13 protein-coding genes are annotated in these 19,197 nt (G+C 41.0%); 3 read left to right on the plus strand and 10 right to left on the minus strand.

Annotated features, from left to right (window positions below; translation table 11 throughout):
- Positions 1 to 8 precede the first annotated feature (8 nt).
- The 8 genes from ENH88_RS16190 to ENH88_RS16225 form a co-directional block, all read right to left on the minus strand.
- Positions 9 to 1,220, minus strand: coding sequence for an EAL and HDOD domain-containing protein (locus ENH88_RS16190; RefSeq protein WP_304183750.1), 1,212 nt, complete (start codon positions 1,218 to 1,220; stop codon positions 9 to 11).
- Between the two features lie 115 nt (positions 1,221 to 1,335).
- A complete protein-coding gene (locus ENH88_RS16195; protein ID WP_304183751.1) occupies positions 1,336 to 2,877 on the minus strand; it encodes a glycogen synthase in 1,542 nt (513 codons plus the stop codon).
- Positions 2,878 to 2,898: 21 nt separating this feature from the next.
- The gene (gene glgC, locus ENH88_RS16200) at positions 2,899 to 4,200 is read right to left on the minus strand and encodes a glucose-1-phosphate adenylyltransferase (RefSeq protein WP_304183753.1); all 1,302 of its coding nucleotides are present in this window, start codon (positions 4,198 to 4,200) and stop codon (positions 2,899 to 2,901) included.
- 14 nt (positions 4,201 to 4,214) lie between these two features.
- Complete coding sequence (locus ENH88_RS16205) at positions 4,215 to 6,737, minus strand: glycogen/starch/alpha-glucan phosphorylase (protein ID WP_304183754.1); 2,523 nt, start codon at positions 6,735 to 6,737, stop codon at positions 4,215 to 4,217.
- Entirely contained in the window at positions 6,730 to 8,787 is a 2,058-nt protein-coding gene (gene glgX / locus ENH88_RS16210) for a glycogen debranching protein GlgX (protein ID WP_304183756.1), read from the minus strand. Before glgX ends, ENH88_RS16205 begins: the two co-directional genes overlap by 8 nt.
- Positions 8,762 to 11,002, minus strand: a complete 2,241-nt coding sequence (gene glgB / locus ENH88_RS16215; RefSeq protein ID WP_304183757.1) for a 1,4-alpha-glucan branching protein GlgB — start codon at positions 11,000 to 11,002, stop codon at positions 8,762 to 8,764. Before glgB ends, glgX begins: the two co-directional genes overlap by 26 nt.
- Positions 11,003 to 13,000 (minus strand): 4-alpha-glucanotransferase, encoded by a 1,998-nt coding sequence (malQ, locus tag ENH88_RS16220; RefSeq protein ID WP_304183759.1) that lies wholly within the window; start codon positions 12,998 to 13,000, stop codon positions 11,003 to 11,005.
- A gap of 10 nt (positions 13,001 to 13,010) precedes the next feature.
- Entirely contained in the window at positions 13,011 to 13,310 is a 300-nt protein-coding gene (locus ENH88_RS16225) for an isoamylase early set domain-containing protein (protein WP_304183762.1), read from the minus strand.
- A gap of 811 nt (positions 13,311 to 14,121) precedes the next feature.
- On the opposite strand from ENH88_RS16225, the gene ENH88_RS16230 reads away from it, so the two are divergent.
- The gene (locus ENH88_RS16230) at positions 14,122 to 15,045 is read left to right on the plus strand and encodes a hypothetical protein (RefSeq protein WP_304183764.1); all 924 of its coding nucleotides are present in this window, start codon (positions 14,122 to 14,124) and stop codon (positions 15,043 to 15,045) included.
- Here the strand turns inward: ENH88_RS16230 and ENH88_RS16235 are convergent.
- On the minus strand, positions 15,042 to 16,067 hold the full coding sequence (locus ENH88_RS16235) for a GGDEF domain-containing protein (RefSeq protein ID WP_304183766.1): 1,026 nt from the start codon (positions 16,065 to 16,067) through the stop codon (positions 15,042 to 15,044). The genes ENH88_RS16230 and ENH88_RS16235 overlap by 4 nt on opposite strands.
- A 211-nt stretch (positions 16,068 to 16,278) precedes the next feature.
- The gene (locus ENH88_RS16240; protein WP_304183870.1) at positions 16,279 to 16,707 is read right to left on the minus strand and encodes an Lrp/AsnC family transcriptional regulator; all 429 of its coding nucleotides are present in this window, start codon (positions 16,705 to 16,707) and stop codon (positions 16,279 to 16,281) included.
- Between the two features lie 205 nt (positions 16,708 to 16,912).
- On the opposite strand from ENH88_RS16240, the gene ENH88_RS16245 reads away from it, so the two are divergent.
- Positions 16,913 to 18,118 (plus strand): aspartate aminotransferase family protein, encoded by a 1,206-nt coding sequence (locus ENH88_RS16245; protein WP_304183767.1) that lies wholly within the window; start codon positions 16,913 to 16,915, stop codon positions 18,116 to 18,118.
- A 43-nt stretch (positions 18,119 to 18,161) separates the two neighbouring features.
- Positions 18,162 to 19,196, plus strand: a complete 1,035-nt coding sequence (gene astA, locus ENH88_RS16250; protein ID WP_304183768.1) for an arginine N-succinyltransferase — start codon at positions 18,162 to 18,164, stop codon at positions 19,194 to 19,196.
- The last annotated feature ends 1 nt before the right edge of the window (position 19,197 follow it).

Here is a 19,197-nt window from a genome sequence, read left to right on the forward strand (position 1 = left end):
CAACTATATTAATTGTACTGGTGAGTGTTTGACCAGTCTAACGCATCTCGATAAAGTTTGGGTAATAAATCACTGTTTATATTAATGAATACAACTGCTTGTTCCATTGCCCACCAACTGCCAGATTCATACGCTTTTACTGTTTCAAGAATATAGTATAAGGTGTTTTTTTCTTGCATTAAGGCGGCTTTGATTGGCTCTGGGAACGGTAAACGGGTTAGCAGCTGCTCCATTGTTCTATCTAAAATCGCATCTAACAGTGAAAATAAGCCCGTTAAGAAAGCACTGTTGGCTTGTGTAGGCGCGACTCTTTTTGCAATTAATTCACAAAACCGAGCACGGATAATACACATTTTTATTAATTCACTAGGTTTGCTTTGCGCAACATGTGCAGTAATAATCAGACTAACAAACTTTTTAATATGATCATGACCTAAGTACACCAATGCCTGTTTCAGTGACTCGATTTCTTTCTGAACAGGAAATACCCCACTGTTGATCAATCTCAATAACTTAAATGCGAGCGCCGTATCTAATTGAAACAATCGTGCAATTGCATTGATATCAGGGTGATCTTTCATAACTTGTGCATAGATGGTCAAGGCTAATGCATAGTTTATATCAATGTCTTTTTGTTGGATGACTAGCGGTTTTGCAAAAAAATAGCCCTGAAAATAATCAAAGCCCATACTGTGCGCCGTTTTAAAATCATCAATAGTTTCGACTTTTTCAGCTAACAATTTTAATTTATTGTGTTTTCTTAGTCTTTTTATCAGTGGCGCTATTTGCTGTAATGGGGTTATTTGAATATCAAACTTAATTAATTTAACCAGTTTTAAAAACCTTTCCCATTTTGGTTGATACACAAAATCATCAAGTGCTAAGACAAAGTTTTTATGAAACAGCGCACGACATAACTGGTAGTTTTCCTCAGTTGGTTCGATTGTTTCTAACAGTTCTAACACCACATCTTGCGACGGCAAAAATGCACACAAGTCCATTTTCAACGAATCGGGGCCAATATTAATCAATGCTTTTTTGCCGGATGTTATATGACGGGTACCAAAATTGAGCTGATTTTCCATAATCAGCTTGGCAGTCGCGACACTTTCTTCAATATCAGGAAAGTAATTCGCCGTGCTGTTACGAAACAATAACTCGTAGGCAACAACATGCTGGCGACGATTAAAAATTGCCTGGCGCGCAACAAATACTTGCACTAATTCACCCTTAAACTCAGTTATTGATCATTGCCTAGAACAAAACCAATACTAAGTAACTAATATACAATGTTATTGCAATGCATTATAGCTAGTATGATGATAAATAGCAGTATTAATTATAAAGTTTACCTAAATAATCCTTGGCCACTTGCGACCATGTAAAACGAGCCGCCTTTGCATTGCTGACAATTTTATCCCATTGTTTGGGCTGTTCTCGTCTCACTGTTAGTGCATTTTCAAAACAACTTACCAGTGCTTCACTTTGCATTTGTAAAGTGTCACCACTGAAACTAAAGCCATTTTCCAGATCGGTGATGGTGTCGTTCAAGCCGCCAACTTGGTGTACTAAACACGGTTGCCCTGCCCGCATAGCCAGCATTTGGCTGATGCCACACGGCTCAAAAGAACTCGGCATCAAGAACAAGTCCCCTAATGCATACAGTAAATCACCAACATTGTTACCATAACCTTTTAAAAATAATAAATTATTATTACGTGCCATCGCAGCAGTCATGGTGTTTTCAAGTGTTAGATCACCAGAGCCTAAAATAATCATTCGGCCTTGCTGATGCTTTAGCTTTTGGCAAAGTTCATCAAGTACTTGATGATTTTGGTAGGGTTGACGCAGTAATAAAGCTTTTTGATCGGTAAGCCGTCCTACACTTGTCACTAAAGGCCCTGTAACGGGTTGCTTAATAAATTGTAGTAACCGCTGATGAGCAATATAATAACTGCTTTGTAAATTAGCTTGTTTAGCCATCCAGCTAAACAGTGCCGTTTCTATTTGTAAATAAAGCTCTGACAGCGTGCTATTTAACTGCTCTTCGTGTGTTGGGTATTCACAGCCATTTAATATACCAACAATTTTATTATTGGCATTGGCATGCTGTAAATCTTGCTCTAGACCCTCACCACCAAAATAACCATTATGCGGTTCACTGGCTTGCAATACTTCTTTCGCGTAACTTGATGATACTAAGTGGATTTTATCGACTAAATTAATTGCACTGCGCATCGGGTTAAAGCAGTGCGGGTAACGCGGATCGCACAGCAACTCACCGTTATAGCTTAACGAAGGAAACCACGCCTCTAGGCTTGAATCATCGCCCTTAAATGGTCGTATCCCTTGTAGCGCAATATTGTGCACCGTATAAACGGTGCGTAAAGAAGAAAAAGAGGCAAAACGGTGGTCAAATTTTAATAACACCGCCACACACGCACTGTGCCAATCATGTAAATGCAATACATCAGGGCGCATGATCACACCTTGTAACAGTGCTTCACACACGCTTGCATTAAATAACGCAAACTTAGTCGCATCGGTAGCAAACGGCCGATCACCATCATCATTGCAGTACACGGCGCCATTGTGTTGGCTAAACAATGAATGCGATAACACTATTTGCCTAACTTGCTGTTGTCCTACAAACACTTGCCACACTTGAACTACATGGATACTGCCTGCAAATGGTACATTGAGGGTGCCCAATTGTATCCGCTCTAAGGCACTAAAACCATAATCAGGGATCACCACATCGACTGTTAAGCCTTGCTCTACCAGAGCTTTTGGACAGTCCCTTAGTACATCAGCAACGCCCCCGACCTTGGCATTTGGTAAAGCGTCATTTTCGGCCGCAACCATTAATACATGCATCTTTTTCTTACTTCCTACTACTTAAGCTAACTGTTTACTCTCACGATCGAGACGTTCAAGCTTTTTTGAAAGCTCGGTGAGCATTTCTCTGGTTACTAACACTATGCCCTTTTTAGATACTCTAAAGCCATTTTCTTCATCTGCTTTACGGTCAAAGCCAATTTCAACACCGGCTGGCACTTCACAACCGCGGTCAATAATAGCACGGCGAATACGGCAATTACGTTGAATAATCGCACCCGGTAATATCACTGACTCTTCAATGACGCAGTATGAGCGAATATGTACATTGGAGAACAATAACGATTTTCTCACCACTGAGCCCGAAATAATACACCCCCCCGATACCGTTGAGTCAACGGCCATACCGCGTCTGTCGTCATTGTCAAAAATAAACTTCGCGGGTGGCAGTTGCTCCTGATAAGTCCAAATTGGCCATGTTGGGTCATATAAATCTAACTGTGGCTCTGGCATTACCAGTTCCATGTTTGCTTCCCAAAATGAATCAAGGGTGCCTACATCACGCCAATAAGGTTGTCCTTCATGGCCGGGATCGCGAAATGGGAAAGCAAATACATTATGCTCTTCAATAATTGCCGGAATTATATCATGGCCAAAATCACGGCCTGAGCCTTCATTTTCAGCGTCTTTTTTCAACTGCTCAAATAAAAACTCGGTATTAAACACATAATTACCCATTGATGCTAAGCATGTTCCCGGTTTGCCTGGGATAGAACTGGGCATTTTGGGTTTCTCATCAAAACGTTTCACCCGTTTGGCTTCGTCTACAGTCATAACGCCAAATGTATCAGCGGCTTCTTCGCACGGCACTTCGATACAACATACCGTCATATCGGCGCCAGTTTCTACATGTTTGGCTAATAAGCCACCGTAATCCATACGATAGACGTGATCGCCTGATAAAATCATCACATATTTTGGCAGTTCATGGCGGATGATATCCATGTTTTGAAAAACGGCATCGGCAGTCCCGCAATACCAATCGTCGCCGTAGCGTTGTGATGCTGGTAAAATTTCAACAGACTCGCCCAACTCTTTTTTAAAGTGGCCCCAGGCGCGATTAACATGGCGAATTAACGAGTGAGACTTATATTGAGTGGCGATCCCGACACGACGAATACCTGAATTAATACAATTTGATAGCGGGAAATCGATAATACGATGTTTGCCACCAAAATAAACCGCCGGTTTTGCCCGCCAATTGGTTAATTCATGTAAACGCGATCCTCGTCCCCCTGCTAAAATGAGTGCATAGGTTTCTCGTGTCAGACTACTTATGTAGCGATTTGCATAACTTGGCATAATTTATCTCCGTATTAATCTGTGCTATTAGTGGCTGTGTCGGCCATTTTAGATGTTGTTAATGCTTGTAAATGCCAAATATCATCACTGTATTGGCCAATCGTTCTATCACTTGAAAAAACGCCACTGGCTGCGGTATTTAAAATACTCATTTGCGTCCAGTGTTGTTGATCTTGGTAGGCGTGTTCAACAGCCCGTTGTGCTTGTACAAAACTGTCAAAATCATGGGCAACTAACCAAGGGTCGTGAGGACTTTTGATTGCGCCAATAATGTCGTCAAATAAACCGGGTTCAAATAAGTTAAAGTGACCGCTTTCCAGTAACTGCATCACATTGAGTAAGTCAGGCGTGGTATGAATAATATGCAATGGGTTGTAGCTTTGTTTTATGCCCTCCACTTGCTCAGCTTGTGCGCCGAATAAAAAGAAATTATCAGCGCCAACGGCATCGCGAATTTCTATATTGGCACCATCTAAAGTGCCAATCGTCAGCGCGCCATTCATCATAAACTTCATGTTACCGGTGCCCGAAGCTTCTTTACCCGCGGTTGAAATTTGCTCTGATAAGTCCGTTGCAGGACAAATCGTTTCCATTGCTGTGACATTATAATTGGGTAAAAACGCGACTCTTAAGAACGGCCGTGCCAACGGATCTTTATTGATCACATCTGCCACGTTATTAATAAGCTTAATAATGCGTTTTGCCATGTAATAGCCAGGTGCCGCTTTGCCACCTAATAGCACACAGCGCGGTACCAAATTGTCGGTGTCACCGTGGCGAATACGATCATATAAATGAATAACATGCAGCACATTTAACAATTGGCGTTTGTATTCGTGAATGCGTTTTACTTGTACATCGAATAACATGCTGGTATCAAATTCGACGCCGCAACGCGCTTTCACTAAGTCCACTAAACGCTGTTTATTTTCAAGCTTAACCTGTTGCCATTGCTTGTGAAATTTAACATCATCGTAATAACGACGTAATTGACTAATTTGTGCAAAATCACCAACCCAATCTTGACCTATTTTTTCCCCAATCAACTGAGTAAGTTTTGGATTACAGTGTGCTATCCAACGGCGCGGCGTAACGCCATTGGTTTTATTGTTGAATTTTTCAGGCCACAGCTCATAGAAGGTTTTAAATAAACCCTCTTTAAGTAATTCAGTGTGCAGTGCAGCAACGCCGTTTACCGAAAAACTGCCGACAATGGCTAAATACGCCATTCTTACTTGTGGATCTTGGCCTTCTTCGATTAGCGATAAGGCTTGTTGCTTTGCAACATCACCTGGCCATGCCAAGGCAACTTGCGCCAGAAAACGCGCGTTGATCTCATAAATGATTTCTAAAATACGCGGTAGTAACCGTGCAAATAACGACACTGACCATTTTTCTAAGGCTTCAGGGAGTAATGTGTGATTAGTGTACGCCATGGTAGTTGTGGTGATCTGCCATGCTGCATCCCAATCTAAGTCATAATCATCAATCAGTAAGCGCATTAATTCAGCAACCGCGATGCTAGGATGAGTATCGTTGAGTTGAAAAACATGAAATTCAGCAAACTCGCTAAAGTCTTCACCATGTCGGGAGACCCACACAGCAACAATATCTTGCAAACTTGCTGATGATAAAAAGTATTGCTGTCTGAGGCGTAATTCTTTGCCATTTTCACTGCTATCATTTGGATAAAGCACCATGGTAATTTGTTCAGCAAGGTTTTTATGTGCCACAGCCTCTGAGTAGCTACCGGCATTAAATTCACCTAAATCAAACTCATCCGTGGCTTCTGATTTCCAAAGCCGTAGCGTATTCACAATGTCATTTTTATAGCCTGGAATTGGCACATCATAAGGTACAGCCAATACATCTTCAGTGTCTAACCATTGACGATGAACGCGGCCGTGCTTATCGGTATAGCTTTCAACATGGCCAAAAAACTTAACTCGCTTGGCTTGCTCTGGCGCACTAAGCTCCCATGGGTGTCCTTCACGTAACCAATTATCAGGTTGCTCTATTTGATGACCATTTTCAATTGATTGATTAAACATGCCGTATTCATAACGAATACCATAACCCGTAACGGGTAATGCTAAGCTTGCACAACTGTCTAAAAAGCAAGCTGCTAAGCGCCCTAAACCACCGTTACCAAGCCCAGCATCGTGCTCTGCATCTGCAACATCTTCTATTTGAGCACAATAAGTATTGAGCGCTTGCTTAACTTGCTCATCTAAATCTAAATTTAAAATAGCATTACCCAGTGCGCGGCCCATTAAAAACTCCAGTGATATATACGCTGCTTTGCGGCGCTTTTCACTGTGTATTTGCTGCTTTGTTGCACGACATCGGGCGACTAATCGATCACGAATAGTCAGCGCTAAGGCGTTATATAAATACAGTTGCGATTTTCCGACTTTATCGCGGCCAAGGGTATAATAGAAATGGCGAGATAAATCATCTTCAAGCGTACTTTCATCGATTAAAGGGGCATCTTGCCAGCTTTTTGCAACACATATTTGTTCACCGTTATTAGCCATGTCCTTGATCCTCTAAATTGCCTGTAAAAACCCAACTGCTTTGTGCAGCAACCTCAAACTGTTCTTGATTCTTAAACTCTGCTTGCGCAACACTGCTGAGCGCTAAACGCCACCCTGGCGAGCTATCAAGCGCCGGTAATTGGCATTTAACCGCCACATTACTGGCGTTTAAAATAATCAGTAAAGCGGTATTTAACTGCGTGTCTGTTAAGCTATACATCAAAAATTGTTTCGAACCATCATGCCAATCACTTTCTTGCATCGCTTTACTTTGCTCGGTATACCAATCAACGGCAAAACGTTTATCGCTATCATGTAAAAATACACTGTGTTTAAATACACAATGCTGCTTTCTTATGCTTAATACATCGTCAATAAAACGGGTTAGGCTGTGGCTGCGTTGTGAGTCTTTCCATGCCAGCCAACCAGTGCGGTTATTTTGGCAATAAGCGTTATTATTGCCTCCTTGCGAATGCCCCATTTCGCTGCCAGAAGACAGCATGGGCACCCCTTTCGAAAGCAATAAGGTTAGTAACAAGTTTTTTTGCTGTTGCAAACGCAAGGCGGTAATTTTTGCATCATCGGTAAAGCCTTCAAAGCCGCAGTTAAATGAATAATTAGCGCTATGACCATCACGGTTGTGTTCGCCATTTGCTTCATTATGCTTTTGTTCGTAGCTGACCAAGTCGGTTAATGTGAAACCGTCATGGCTGGTAATAAAATTAATGCTATTTAGTGGCCCTCGGTGATTATGATCAAACAAATCAAATGAGCCATGTAAGCGTTTTGCAAGCTCAGCCAACATATTCTGTTGGCCTTGCCAAAAACGCCGAACAACATCGCGGTATTTGTCATTCCATTCGCGCCACGGCGCTGGGAAAGCACCAAGCTGATAGCCACCTGGGCCGATATCCCACGGCTCTGCGATGAGCTTTACTTGGCTTAAGATGGGATCTTGATTAATGGCTTGTAAAAAACTATGAGTTTGGCTAAAACCATGTGCAGTGCGTCCTAAAATAGTGGCAAGGTCGAACCTAAAACCATCCACGCCCATTATTTCAACCCAATAACGCAGGCTATCAAGGACCATTTTCAAACTAAATGGATCGTCAATATTTAAGGTATTACCGCAGCCGGTATCGTTAATATACACCGCAGGATCATCTTTCACAGTACGGTAGTAACCAGAATTATTTAAACCACGCCAAGACAGAATTGCACCATCACTGCCAGCCTCAGCGGTATGGTTGTAAACCACATCCAAAATAACTTCGATACCCGCTTCATGTAATTTAGTGACCATTTGTTGAAATTCAGCTATTTCATCCGTCACTAAGTAATCTTTATGTGGGGTGAAAAAGTTTAACGTATTGTAACCCCAGTAGTTTTGCAGGCCTTTAGCGGTTAAAAACTGTTCACTAATAAAACTATGCACTGGTAACAGCTCTAACGTAGTGATACCAAGTGAGTGTAAATGCTCGATAAAACACGGGTGACTCAAGCCTAAGTATGTACCTTGTAATTGGGCGGGAATACCCGGATGACGTGCTGTTGCGCCTTTTACGTGGCATTCGTAAATAACCGTTTTAGCCCAGCTATGAGCGGGTTTTTGACCTTGATAAGGCAGCAACTGAGCGACTCTAGATTTAGGAATATCAATGGCGTTATTCACTGTACTTAAAGTGCCAATTGGCATTTGCCCATAGTGGCGCTCACTCCATGTAAATTCACCAAACAAGTCTTTTGCATAAGGGTCAATTAATAATTTTTGACTATTAAAAAACAGTCCTTTTTTCGGTTGGTATTCACCTTCAGCGCGATAGCCGTATAAAGTACCCACAGCAAGCGGCGCGATATGCAAACTCCATATGCCACCTTCATTATTCTTCATTGCCAATTTTAAAACTTCAGTGTGACCACTGCTATCAAATAAACACACATACAACTGTTTAGCCAAGGGTGCATAGACAGCAAAATTAACGCCGTCTGCTAGTACGCTCGCACCAAGTGGTGAGACATAGCCTTTATTTAATTCTATTGATAGACCCATCAGGCACCTTTTTTAAGTAAACGGTCGCAAGCGCTGGTAATGAGATCTTGATACTGTGTTGCAGGCCATGACTTGCTATTGGTTGACTTGAGATTGTTTTATTAGCTTGAGCAAATACACGCACGCCAGAGCCAAACAGTTGCTCATCATCAGTATTTAAAATTACTTCAAACTCACCAGCCGTTGGCACACCAATGCAATAGTCATGATGAACAGTTGGCGTTAAATTGCTGATCACAACCACATAATTGCTGGCTTTTTTAGCAAAACGAATAAAACTAAAAATACTCTGTTGGGCATTGTGGTTATCTATCCAACTAAAACCAGCAGGATCGGTGTCCAACTGATGCAGCGCACCTTCAGAACGGTAAATGTTATTGAGCAAGGTAATCGTTCGCTGCACACCTTGATGAGAGATATGTTCAAGCAAATGCCAATCAATTGACTGGTCGTGATCCCATTCATTTCGTTGTGCTATTTCACTGCCCATAAACAGCAGCTTTTTCCCCGGATGCGCCCACATAAATGCATAGTAAGCGCGTAAATTTGCAAATTTTTGCCAATCATCACCCGGCATTTTTTCAATTAGAGAACCTTTACCATGCACTACTTCATCATGGCTTAATGGCAAAATATAGTTTTCACTGTAGGCATACACCATCGAAAACGTTAATTCGTGATGATGATGTTGGCGATATAAAGGGTCACGTTGCATGTAATGTAAACTGTCATTCATCCAGCCCATGTTCCACTTATAACCAAACCCTAAACCATTATGATCGACTTGGCGTGTAACCCCAGGCCACGCCGTAGATTCTTCAGCAACCATCATAATGCCAGGGTTATTGGCATAACTTCGTAAGTTAACTTGTTTTAAGCATTCAATTGCACCAAGGTTTTCACGGCCGCCATATTTATTAGGGATCCACTGTCCATCTTCACGGCTATAATCAAGGTATAACATGGATGCCACAGCATCGACACGTAAGCCGTCAATGGCAAACTCTTCTAGCCAATACATGGCATTTGCCACTAAAAAACTGCGTACTTCTGGGCGATCATAATTGTAAATGTAGGTGTTCCAATCAGGATGAAAACCTTGCCGCGCATCTGCATGCTCAAATAAATGTGTGCCATCAAAACGATGTAAGCCATGGGGATCGCTTGGAAAATGCCCAGGCACCCAATCGATCAATAAACCAATGTTTGCTAAGTGACATTGCTCTACAAAATAGCGAAAATCTTCCAAACCACCAAAGCGACTGGTTGCTGCAAATAAGCCAACTGGCTGATAGCCCCAAGAACCATCAAATGGAAATTCGCTGATCGGCATAAGTTGAATGTGGGTAAAACCATGTTCGGTTACATAGCTAATTAGCCGCTGTGCTAACTCTTGATAGTTTAAGTAACGATCTCCTACTTCGCGTTGCCAAGAGCCTAAATGCACTTCATAAATACTGATCGGCGCATCTACCGCATTGCGTTTTGTTCGTTGCGCGCGCATTGTATCAGTCAATTCAATCGCCGCTGGACGAGTTTGTAATACGGAAGCAGTGCCCGGAGCTTGTTGCATTTTAAAGGCAAATGGATCTGCTTTTTCGAGCACTTCGCCACTAAGCGTCGTTATCGAAAACTTGTAACATTGCCCTTGTGCTAGCTCTGGAATAAATAGATCCCATACGCCTGAAGCAGGGTTAAAACGCATAAAATGCTGACTACGTTGCCAGTGGTTAAATTCACCGATCACCGAAACACTACTGGCATTGGGCGCCCAAACGCTAAAACGTACACCTTTAACAGCCGATAATTCAATAAAATGGGCGCCTAAATGACGATACGCATGCTCCAGCGTACCTTCGTTAAACAAGTACATCGCACTGTCATCTAGGCTGCTTTCAAACCGATAAACATCTTCACAAATAACCTGACAATCGCTGTAATCAACAACTAATTTGTAAGCCGAGATAGCATTGTTGTTCAGTTGTAAAATGAATAAATCAGAGTCAGGGTAACGCGTACAGCACAGCGTTTGCTTTGCCAGTTTTATACTTAGATTTGTTGCGCCTGGCATATAACAACGGATTTCACTGTGTGTATCCGAAATTGCATGTAACCCTAAAAAGCTAAATGGGTCTTTAAAGCAGCCACGTTTTAACGCATCCACTTGTTGATCATAGTGCTGTAATTTTGCCGGTTTACGAACAAGACTGTTCATTTAATTAGTCCTTATGGAATTAATAGCACTGAGGAATGCACTATGGCGCGTTAATATATGCTCACTTGAATGCGTTAATACCCGACGCCAATTCGGGTACTCTTGATCCGTGCCCGGAATATTTACTGGTAACGTTTGCTGATCTAAGTCATCTAACTGGATTGTAAATAACCGCGCAGGTGCACGCGCTAAGCCTAATATGACGGCTTGATAAACGTCTTCTGCAGCACTGTGTAGCGAAAATGAGTGCTCTGCACAACTTGAAAGAAAACGCAGTAAGCGCTGTTTTTCAATTTTTCGTTCTGCTTGCAGTTGCGTTAATTGCAGCTCGTCTAGCAACTTATATTCATGCTTTAAGGTAAGATCACGTCCTTGCCACCAACCAAAGAAAGGCGGTACATCATGATTTGCAACCATCAATAATGATTGGCCAGGAAATGACTGCACGGTTAAAAACTCACCTTGAAAGTCTTTTTCAAAGTAAAATAAACTATTTGAAAAAATTGCTTTATCTGCAAGTGCAGTTTTCAGCTCTGGTGGAACCACGCCAAGATCTTCACCAATGACAATACATTGATTTAAATGTGACTCAATGGTGAGTATGGCCAACAAATACTCAAAAGGGTAATAAACATAGCAACCATCTTGTTGCTGCTGGTTATCAAAACACCACCATAAGCGACGAATTGCCATAACGTGATCAATACGTAAGCCACCAACGTTCTCCATATTGGCATGTATTAGCGCTTTGTAGTAACTAAAATTGTTATCACTGAGTTTAATTGGATTAAGTGCGGGTAATCCCCAATTTTGCCCTTGCTCAGCCCATGGATCGGGTGGCGCTCCGATATAGGCCGAATCGGTAAATAATGACTGTTGGTTCAAAAACTCACTGCCGTCACCGGCACATCCTACCGCCAAATCGTTGATCAAACCTATGCTCATGCCATGTTCTCGGGCACTGGTTTGACACTGTTTTAATTGCACATGTGCTTGCCACTGTAAATAGTTAGCAAATTCAGTGTCATTGACCTTTAAAGTGGACAGTGTTGCTTCATGCTGCTGACAAAAATCGCCAAAATGCTGTTTGCGTTGTTCGCTGCCATGGTTTTTAAAATGCTGATACAACAATTTAAATGCAGCGTACTTAAACTGATTTACTGCGCTGTAATCAATATAGTGTAAGTCGTGTGTACGCTGTTTAAACTCAGTTGCGACAGCGCTTTGTAAGTAGTGCTCAAGCGCAAGGTTATGTGTGCTGTCAGCGCATAAATCAATGGCTATATATAACGGATTTAATAACGCACGGCTATTGGGGCTGTAGGGGCTTGCTCGCTCTGGTTGCTGGCAAAATAATAAATGTAGCGGGTTTAATAAAATATAGTCCAACTTATGCTGTGCTGCTTGCTGCACCAGCGCTAATAAATCAGCAAAATCTCCCACACCTAGCTCAGCTTTATTTTTCAAACTATAAAGTTGAATAGACAATCCGCTTTGCTTTTTATCCGCGACTTGATAGCAATGCTTTGGCGTTACCCACAGTTGCGTTTGCTGTGTGGTATCAGCCACTTGGACATTCGCATCAAGATAGCCAATTGGCAAGGTGGGCAAAGGAAAAACAAGCTCGAGATAAGTGATTTCATTAAATACATAATCACCACAGCAATGTAGCTCAGCTAATGAGTGTGTGACACTAGGTAAATCAACAGCAGCAAAGGAAACAGTGCATTGCTGCGCTAACATACGTTTATCAACTCGCACTTTAACAGCTGGTTGCTCAGCACAAACTAAACTACAACTTGGCACCAGTTGTAGCCACTTATTCGCATCTAAGAGAATATTGAGGTGATCAATTTGTGCCGGATCAGTAACATCAACACCGCAGCAACTCAGTGCAGCACTGCGGGTTGCGTTACTAAAAACAACATGTTCGCCGTTATATTTAGTGTATTCATAGCCAATACCGTGTAGATAAAACAGCTGTGAAAGTGACTCCATTAACCGCGCCTTAAATACGTTGTGTATTAACGATACTATTCTCTGTACCAAAGCTGTTTGCAATGTATCCGTCAGCGTGATGATCGTTGTCCCAAATAGTACCATTGACTAAATACCGAAAATGAAACTGTTGATCATTGGGTAAACGCTGCTTTAGCTTAAAACACTGCTCCTTTTTATTAAACTTCATCGCCACAGGCTGCCAATCGGTAAATTCAGCAACCAACTGCACGTGATCTGCCTGAGGGTGCTGAAATTCAAAGGTAACTTCAGCTTCATTTTTGGTTTTAAAAAATCGTTTACTTAACATAGCGGGCTCCAACTAAACCTTAAGGTTAATTAATCCTTGCCACCGTGCCGTGCTCAACTACTCAACATATGCAGGGGGTTGTATTGTATTTATAACGTTTGTTAGTTAAACAAAGTTATATTGATGCTTTATGACAGTGCAATTAAATAAATACTGCACCGAAAGCGTGCAAGAAAATTGCAAATACTCATCTAGTTATAAGCAATTAAAATAAGAGCAAGAACTAAACCAAGTTTTAATGACTGTCTGAATTGTGAACTATAAAGTAGTTAACAAATAGCCAGGGGTAAAGTGAATTTATTTAATACTTAAGTTGAGTAAATACTCGACAACCACCAGCACTCTGGCGTTTAGAAAAATAAAAGTTCCTCTTACCATGTTATTGTTAAAGAAATGTTTTGTTAGTTAGCCTAGCCACTGTACTTAATAATAAACTCATACAATTGGCAGCAAGTGGTTTAATTGAATAGCTACCCTTTTAGCTTACTCAGTATTACCTTCATTGCTATCATTGTTTTTTGTTATGGCATGAAGTCACTACTATTAATCCACAGCAATCGAGTATCACGATCAGAGCATTTGATACCGACACAACTCAACTTACAATGCCCGCTTACTACAACCCAATTTTAAGCGGCCAGCATATAATCAGCAAAGATGAAACCAATTAGTTATTAAAGTAACAGATACACAATTTATAACAACCCATGCATCATCGCTGATAATGAACCTTTATTACCCTGTGATCATAGAAATTACATTCAAAATAGATAATAATACTCAGTAACTTAGTATCAAACCTTAGCCTTCCATGCTCAAAAAAAGTCTTTATTCTCTTATCACAGTGGCAATTTTAGCTGCGGTGATCATTATCAGTATGTCAATTTACACCTTGTACAGCAAAAAGAAACTCAGTGTTGATCCTAAACTAAAAGAAATATCGGGGATCGAATTTGATAAATTCAAACGCTTGTGGGCAATAAATGACAGTGGTGATGATCCAAAACTCTATCGCCTCAACGAAGACGGCTCGATCGCCAAAGAAGTACTGGTTACTAATGCGAAAAACATTGACTGGGAAGATATGACTCAGAATGATTTTGGGCACTTCTTTTTAGGGGATTTTGGTAATAATAAACAAGAACGGAAATGGCTGACGATTTATAAAATCGAGAACCCGATTGATATAAAAGGAAATACTACCGAAGCCGAAATCATTAAGTTCACCTACCCTGAACTAGATGGTAGTCCTGTTGCACCAGATCAACGTAACTTTGATCTGGAAGCATTTGTTGCGTTTGGCCGCCACTTATACCTATTTACTAAGAATCGCACTGAGCCGTTTGATGGTATCACCAATGTCTATAAAGTAGGCGATCATGCCGCTAATTTCGATGCGCAATTAATCGACTCATTTAAAACCTGTACCACTATGGAAAAGCTTTGTTGGATCACCTCTGCGGCACTGAGTCCTGATCGTACAAAGTTAGTATTATTAGATTCAACAAGTATTTGGTTATTTGAAAATTTTTCTGGTGATAAGTTTTTCTCAGCAGACGTATCGCGAATAGATTTAGGGATTGTGACTCAAAAAGAAGCGATTACCTTTTATGATGAAAATACCATTGTATTCACCGATGAAGAATTTAAAGGAATTGGCGGTAACGCCTATGTTATTAAACTAGATGAAGTAAAAAAAACTATCATTAACAAAAGAACAAAGGCGTCAGATTAAAATAAATCTATATCCGTGCTTTTATCGTTTAAGTCAATCAAGTTATTCTCTATTAACTGTTCATAAAAGCACACCCTATTTCGACCATTTTCCTTTGCGTAATAAAGCGCCTTATCCGCATTTTCCAATACAGTAATTGGAAAATCGTATGGACTGATGCGACACATGCCTATACTAACGGTCATATCCGCAACAAATGGAAAATGAGTATCTCTGATCATATCCATAAATTCATTCATTTTCTTTTCGATACACTCAAAATTGGTAGGTTCAAACACGATCACAAATTCCTCACCACCGAAGCGAAAAATCAAATCTGTAGAGCGCAGGAAATGACGCATTTTTTGTGCAAGTAACAATAAAACTTCATCACCACAAACATGACCAAAACTGTCATTTATTTTTTTAAAATGATCAATATCAAGCATTGCCAGCCAAGATGTTGAGCTGAGCTTACGCTTGCGATTTTCATCCGTTTTAACCGTCTTATGCTGTTTGATTACTTGCTTTTCAATTAGCTGTTTTATTTTTTTATCAAATGTTTGCCTATTTAACAAACCAGTCAGTTGGTCCCGTTCATTTTCGTGCAAGATAAATAAATAATTTTCATAAATACGACAAAAAGCATTTAATAATACCTGATCCGCACTTTTTAAACCTTTACATACAATAGCAATAACGCCAATTGGTTTATCTTGCAAAGAAATAGGCAACCAACGTTTCTCTATGCCATCCGCTGACTGTACAGTAATAATGCAAGCTGAGCGCAAGCACGACAGCAGTTCAGACTCAGGGGAATCAACCACTTGACGTTGTGCCCACTCAAACTGATTATCATTTATTACTTTTAACGAGATGCTGCGCTCAATGGTTAAATCACTGTGTAAGTCTAAATCCTTATAAATTACAATTTCCGAACAGCCAACGAATTCTTGGATGGTCGAGATCAAGCTATATTCCAATGAATCTACATCACGGTTTTTAGTTATTTTAATAACTGAATTTAATAAGTTTTCTTCCATAAAGATCCTGTATTCAAGTGACTGAACATTCTTAATGATGATTAATTACCCGTGGAAAACGTTATAAAAATATAAATTAAATAAAAACGTCAATAAAGTTCGGGATCATAATTACATTAACGAGTAAGAAAACCCAGTGCCAATAATAAGTGTAGTGCGTAAATATGTTTAGTCACCATAGAAAGTATGACATTCTGTATTTATCGTCAACTTAGCGTTTAAATTTTGTTTCTAAAATAACAGAGGAAGTCGTACGTTCAACCCCATCTAAGTTACCAATATCATCGAGTAAATGGCTGAGCTTTTCTAAATTCTGCGCTTGTACAACAGCGATTAAATCAAACTCACCACTAATAGCGTACAATTGTGAAATGGCATCGATTTGTTTAAGCTCTAAATTAGTTTTAGTGGTTAGTTTTTGCTTTACCTTAATCGATACATGGGCCGATACCATGGCAGTTAAATACGCATCGCCGTAGTCAACACTGTATCCCTTTATCACCCCAGTCTCTTCTAGCTTTAACATTCTACTTTGCACCGTCGAACGCGATAAATTAAGTACTCTGGCCAGATCTGAAATACTCGCTCTGGCGTTAGTACGCAGTATAGAAAGTAGCTTTTCATCTTGAGGGGTTATCATATTGGTCATTCTCTTCACTATTTTGTATTTTATTTTAATCATTTTTCACAAAATAGCACTGCAAATTTAAACTTCGAACCAAGATAATAACGGGAGCAGACAATAAGAATTATTAAATCAATCTATTGCGGGTTAATAACGGCTTAATTAGCCCCTTTTATGCAATATCACTTTTTTCACTTTAAGCCAGATTTAGGTGTAACAAATGCAAGTAACAAGAGAATTATTCAACGACGTAATGGTGCCAAACTATAATCCATCAGAGGTGATCCCAGTTCGTGGTCAAGGCTCTCGTGTATGGGATCAAAACGACAAAGAGTATATCGACTTTGCCGGTGGTATTGCGGTCAACTGTTTAGGTCATTGTCACCCAGCGCTTGTGGGCGCACTTAAAGAGCAAGGCGAAAAAATTTGGCATTTATCAAATGTGATGACTAATGAGCCAGCACTGCGTTTAGCGAAAAAAATCACCGATGCCACTTTTGCCGATAAAGTCTACTTTGCCAACTCTGGGGCAGAGGCAAACGAAGCGGCACTTAAGCTAGCACGTCGTTTTGCGCTAGATGTTTATGGTGCAGAGAAAACGCAAATCATCGCCTTCAATAAAGGCTTTCATGGCCGTACATTCTTTACGGTAACAGTGGGTGGGCAAGCAGCTTACTCTGATGGTTTTGGCCCTAAACCTGCAGCAATTGATCACTGTGACTATAACGACTTAGCGGCATTTGAAAAACTAATTAGTGATAAAACGTGTGCAGTTATGATGGAGCCACTGCAAGGTGAAGGCGGCATCATCTCGCCAACCAATGAGTTTATCAAAGGCGTGCGTGCGTTATGTGATAAGCACAATGCATTGCTTATCTTTGATGAAGTACAAACGGGCGTTGGCCGCACCGGCTCACTATACGCATACCAAGAGTTAGCTGTAACACCGGATATTTTAACCACAGCCAAAGCACTCGGTGGTGGTTTCCCTATTGGTGCGATGATCACCACAGCCGCAATCGCTGAGCACCTTAAAGTTGGCACGCATGGTTCAACCTACGGCGGTAACCCACTTGCATGTGCGGTAGCAGAAGCTGCATTTGATACTGTAAATACTGCTGATGTTCTTGCCGGTGTTAAACAACGCGAGCAACTATTTCGTGATGGTTTAAATGCAATTAACGCGCAATACGACGTGTTTAGCGAAGTACGCGGGAAAGGTCTATTATTAGGTGCGGTTCTTAACAGCAAATTTGCAGGACGCGCACGAGACTTTTTAGTGGCCAGTACTAAACATGGCTTAATGAGCTTAGTTGCAGGAACCAATGTAGTTCGTTTTACACCTTCATTAGTGATCCCAATTGAAGACATTAAAGAAGGCTTAGCACGCTTTGAAAAAGCGGTTGCGGATGTTGTAAACGGTTAATCTAATTTAGCGCCCTGGCTGGGCGCTAATGGAGCACTTTTAAATGCACGTATTACGTCCTATCACTGCCAGTGACTTTGATGCACTCAAACAAATAGCCATTGAATCTGGTCATGGCTTTACTTCATTACCTGTCAATGATGCCCTATTACTTGAGAAAATTGAGCGCGCTGAGCGTAGCTTTGCGAAAGACATTAATCAACCTCAGGATGAAAGCTACTTATTTGTTCTAGAAGATAGCCAAACCGGTGAAGTGGTTGGCACAACAGCCATTGAAGCTGCTGTTGGCCTAACAGTTCCTTTATATCATTATCACCTTGGTAAAACCGTTCATCATTCACGCACGCTTAACGTCTATAACACCGTTGATATTCTCAGTATGTGTAATGATTACACCGGTTGCTCTGAAATATGCACCTTGTTTTTACGCGAAGATAGCCGTAAAGGACTGGCTGGGCGCTTTTTATCTCGCTCACGGTTTTTATTTATGGCTCAGCACAGTGAACGTTTTGCCGATACTATCATCGCAGAAATGCGTGGTGTGAGTGACGAGCAAGGTCACTCTCCTTTTTGGCAATGGTTAGAAGAACACTTTTTTAGTATCGAATTTCCACAAGCTGATCACCTTGTCGGTTTAGGCGATAAAGTATTTATCAGTGAATTGATGCCAAAATACCCAATTTACGCCAATCTATTGAGTAAAAAAGCGCAAGCTGTAATTGGCAAAGTCCATGAGAAAACTAAACCCGCACTCAAGCTACTTGAAAAAGAAGGCTTTGAGCACCGCGGCTACGTTGATTTATTTGATGCAGGGCCAACTGTCGAAGCCAAACTCGGCAATATTCGTAGCGTTCGTGAATCACTGGTGTGCCCAATTTCTATTGGTGAACTCGATTATGTTGACGAACAAAGCTCAGATACCTTGGCGATATGTAACCAAGGCGTCAGCGATTTTAGAGCCACGTTCACCAAGCACGCGCATTACAATCATGCTAAGCATACCTTAGTGATCAGCCACGCTGTCGCACACGCACTTAAATTAAAACAAGGGGATGCAGCACGATTCTTTCGTCTGTGAT

The sequence above is a fragment of the Pseudoalteromonas prydzensis genome (genome assembly GCF_011050055.1).
Taxonomy (GTDB): domain Bacteria; phylum Pseudomonadota; class Gammaproteobacteria; order Enterobacterales; family Alteromonadaceae; genus Pseudoalteromonas; species Pseudoalteromonas prydzensis_A.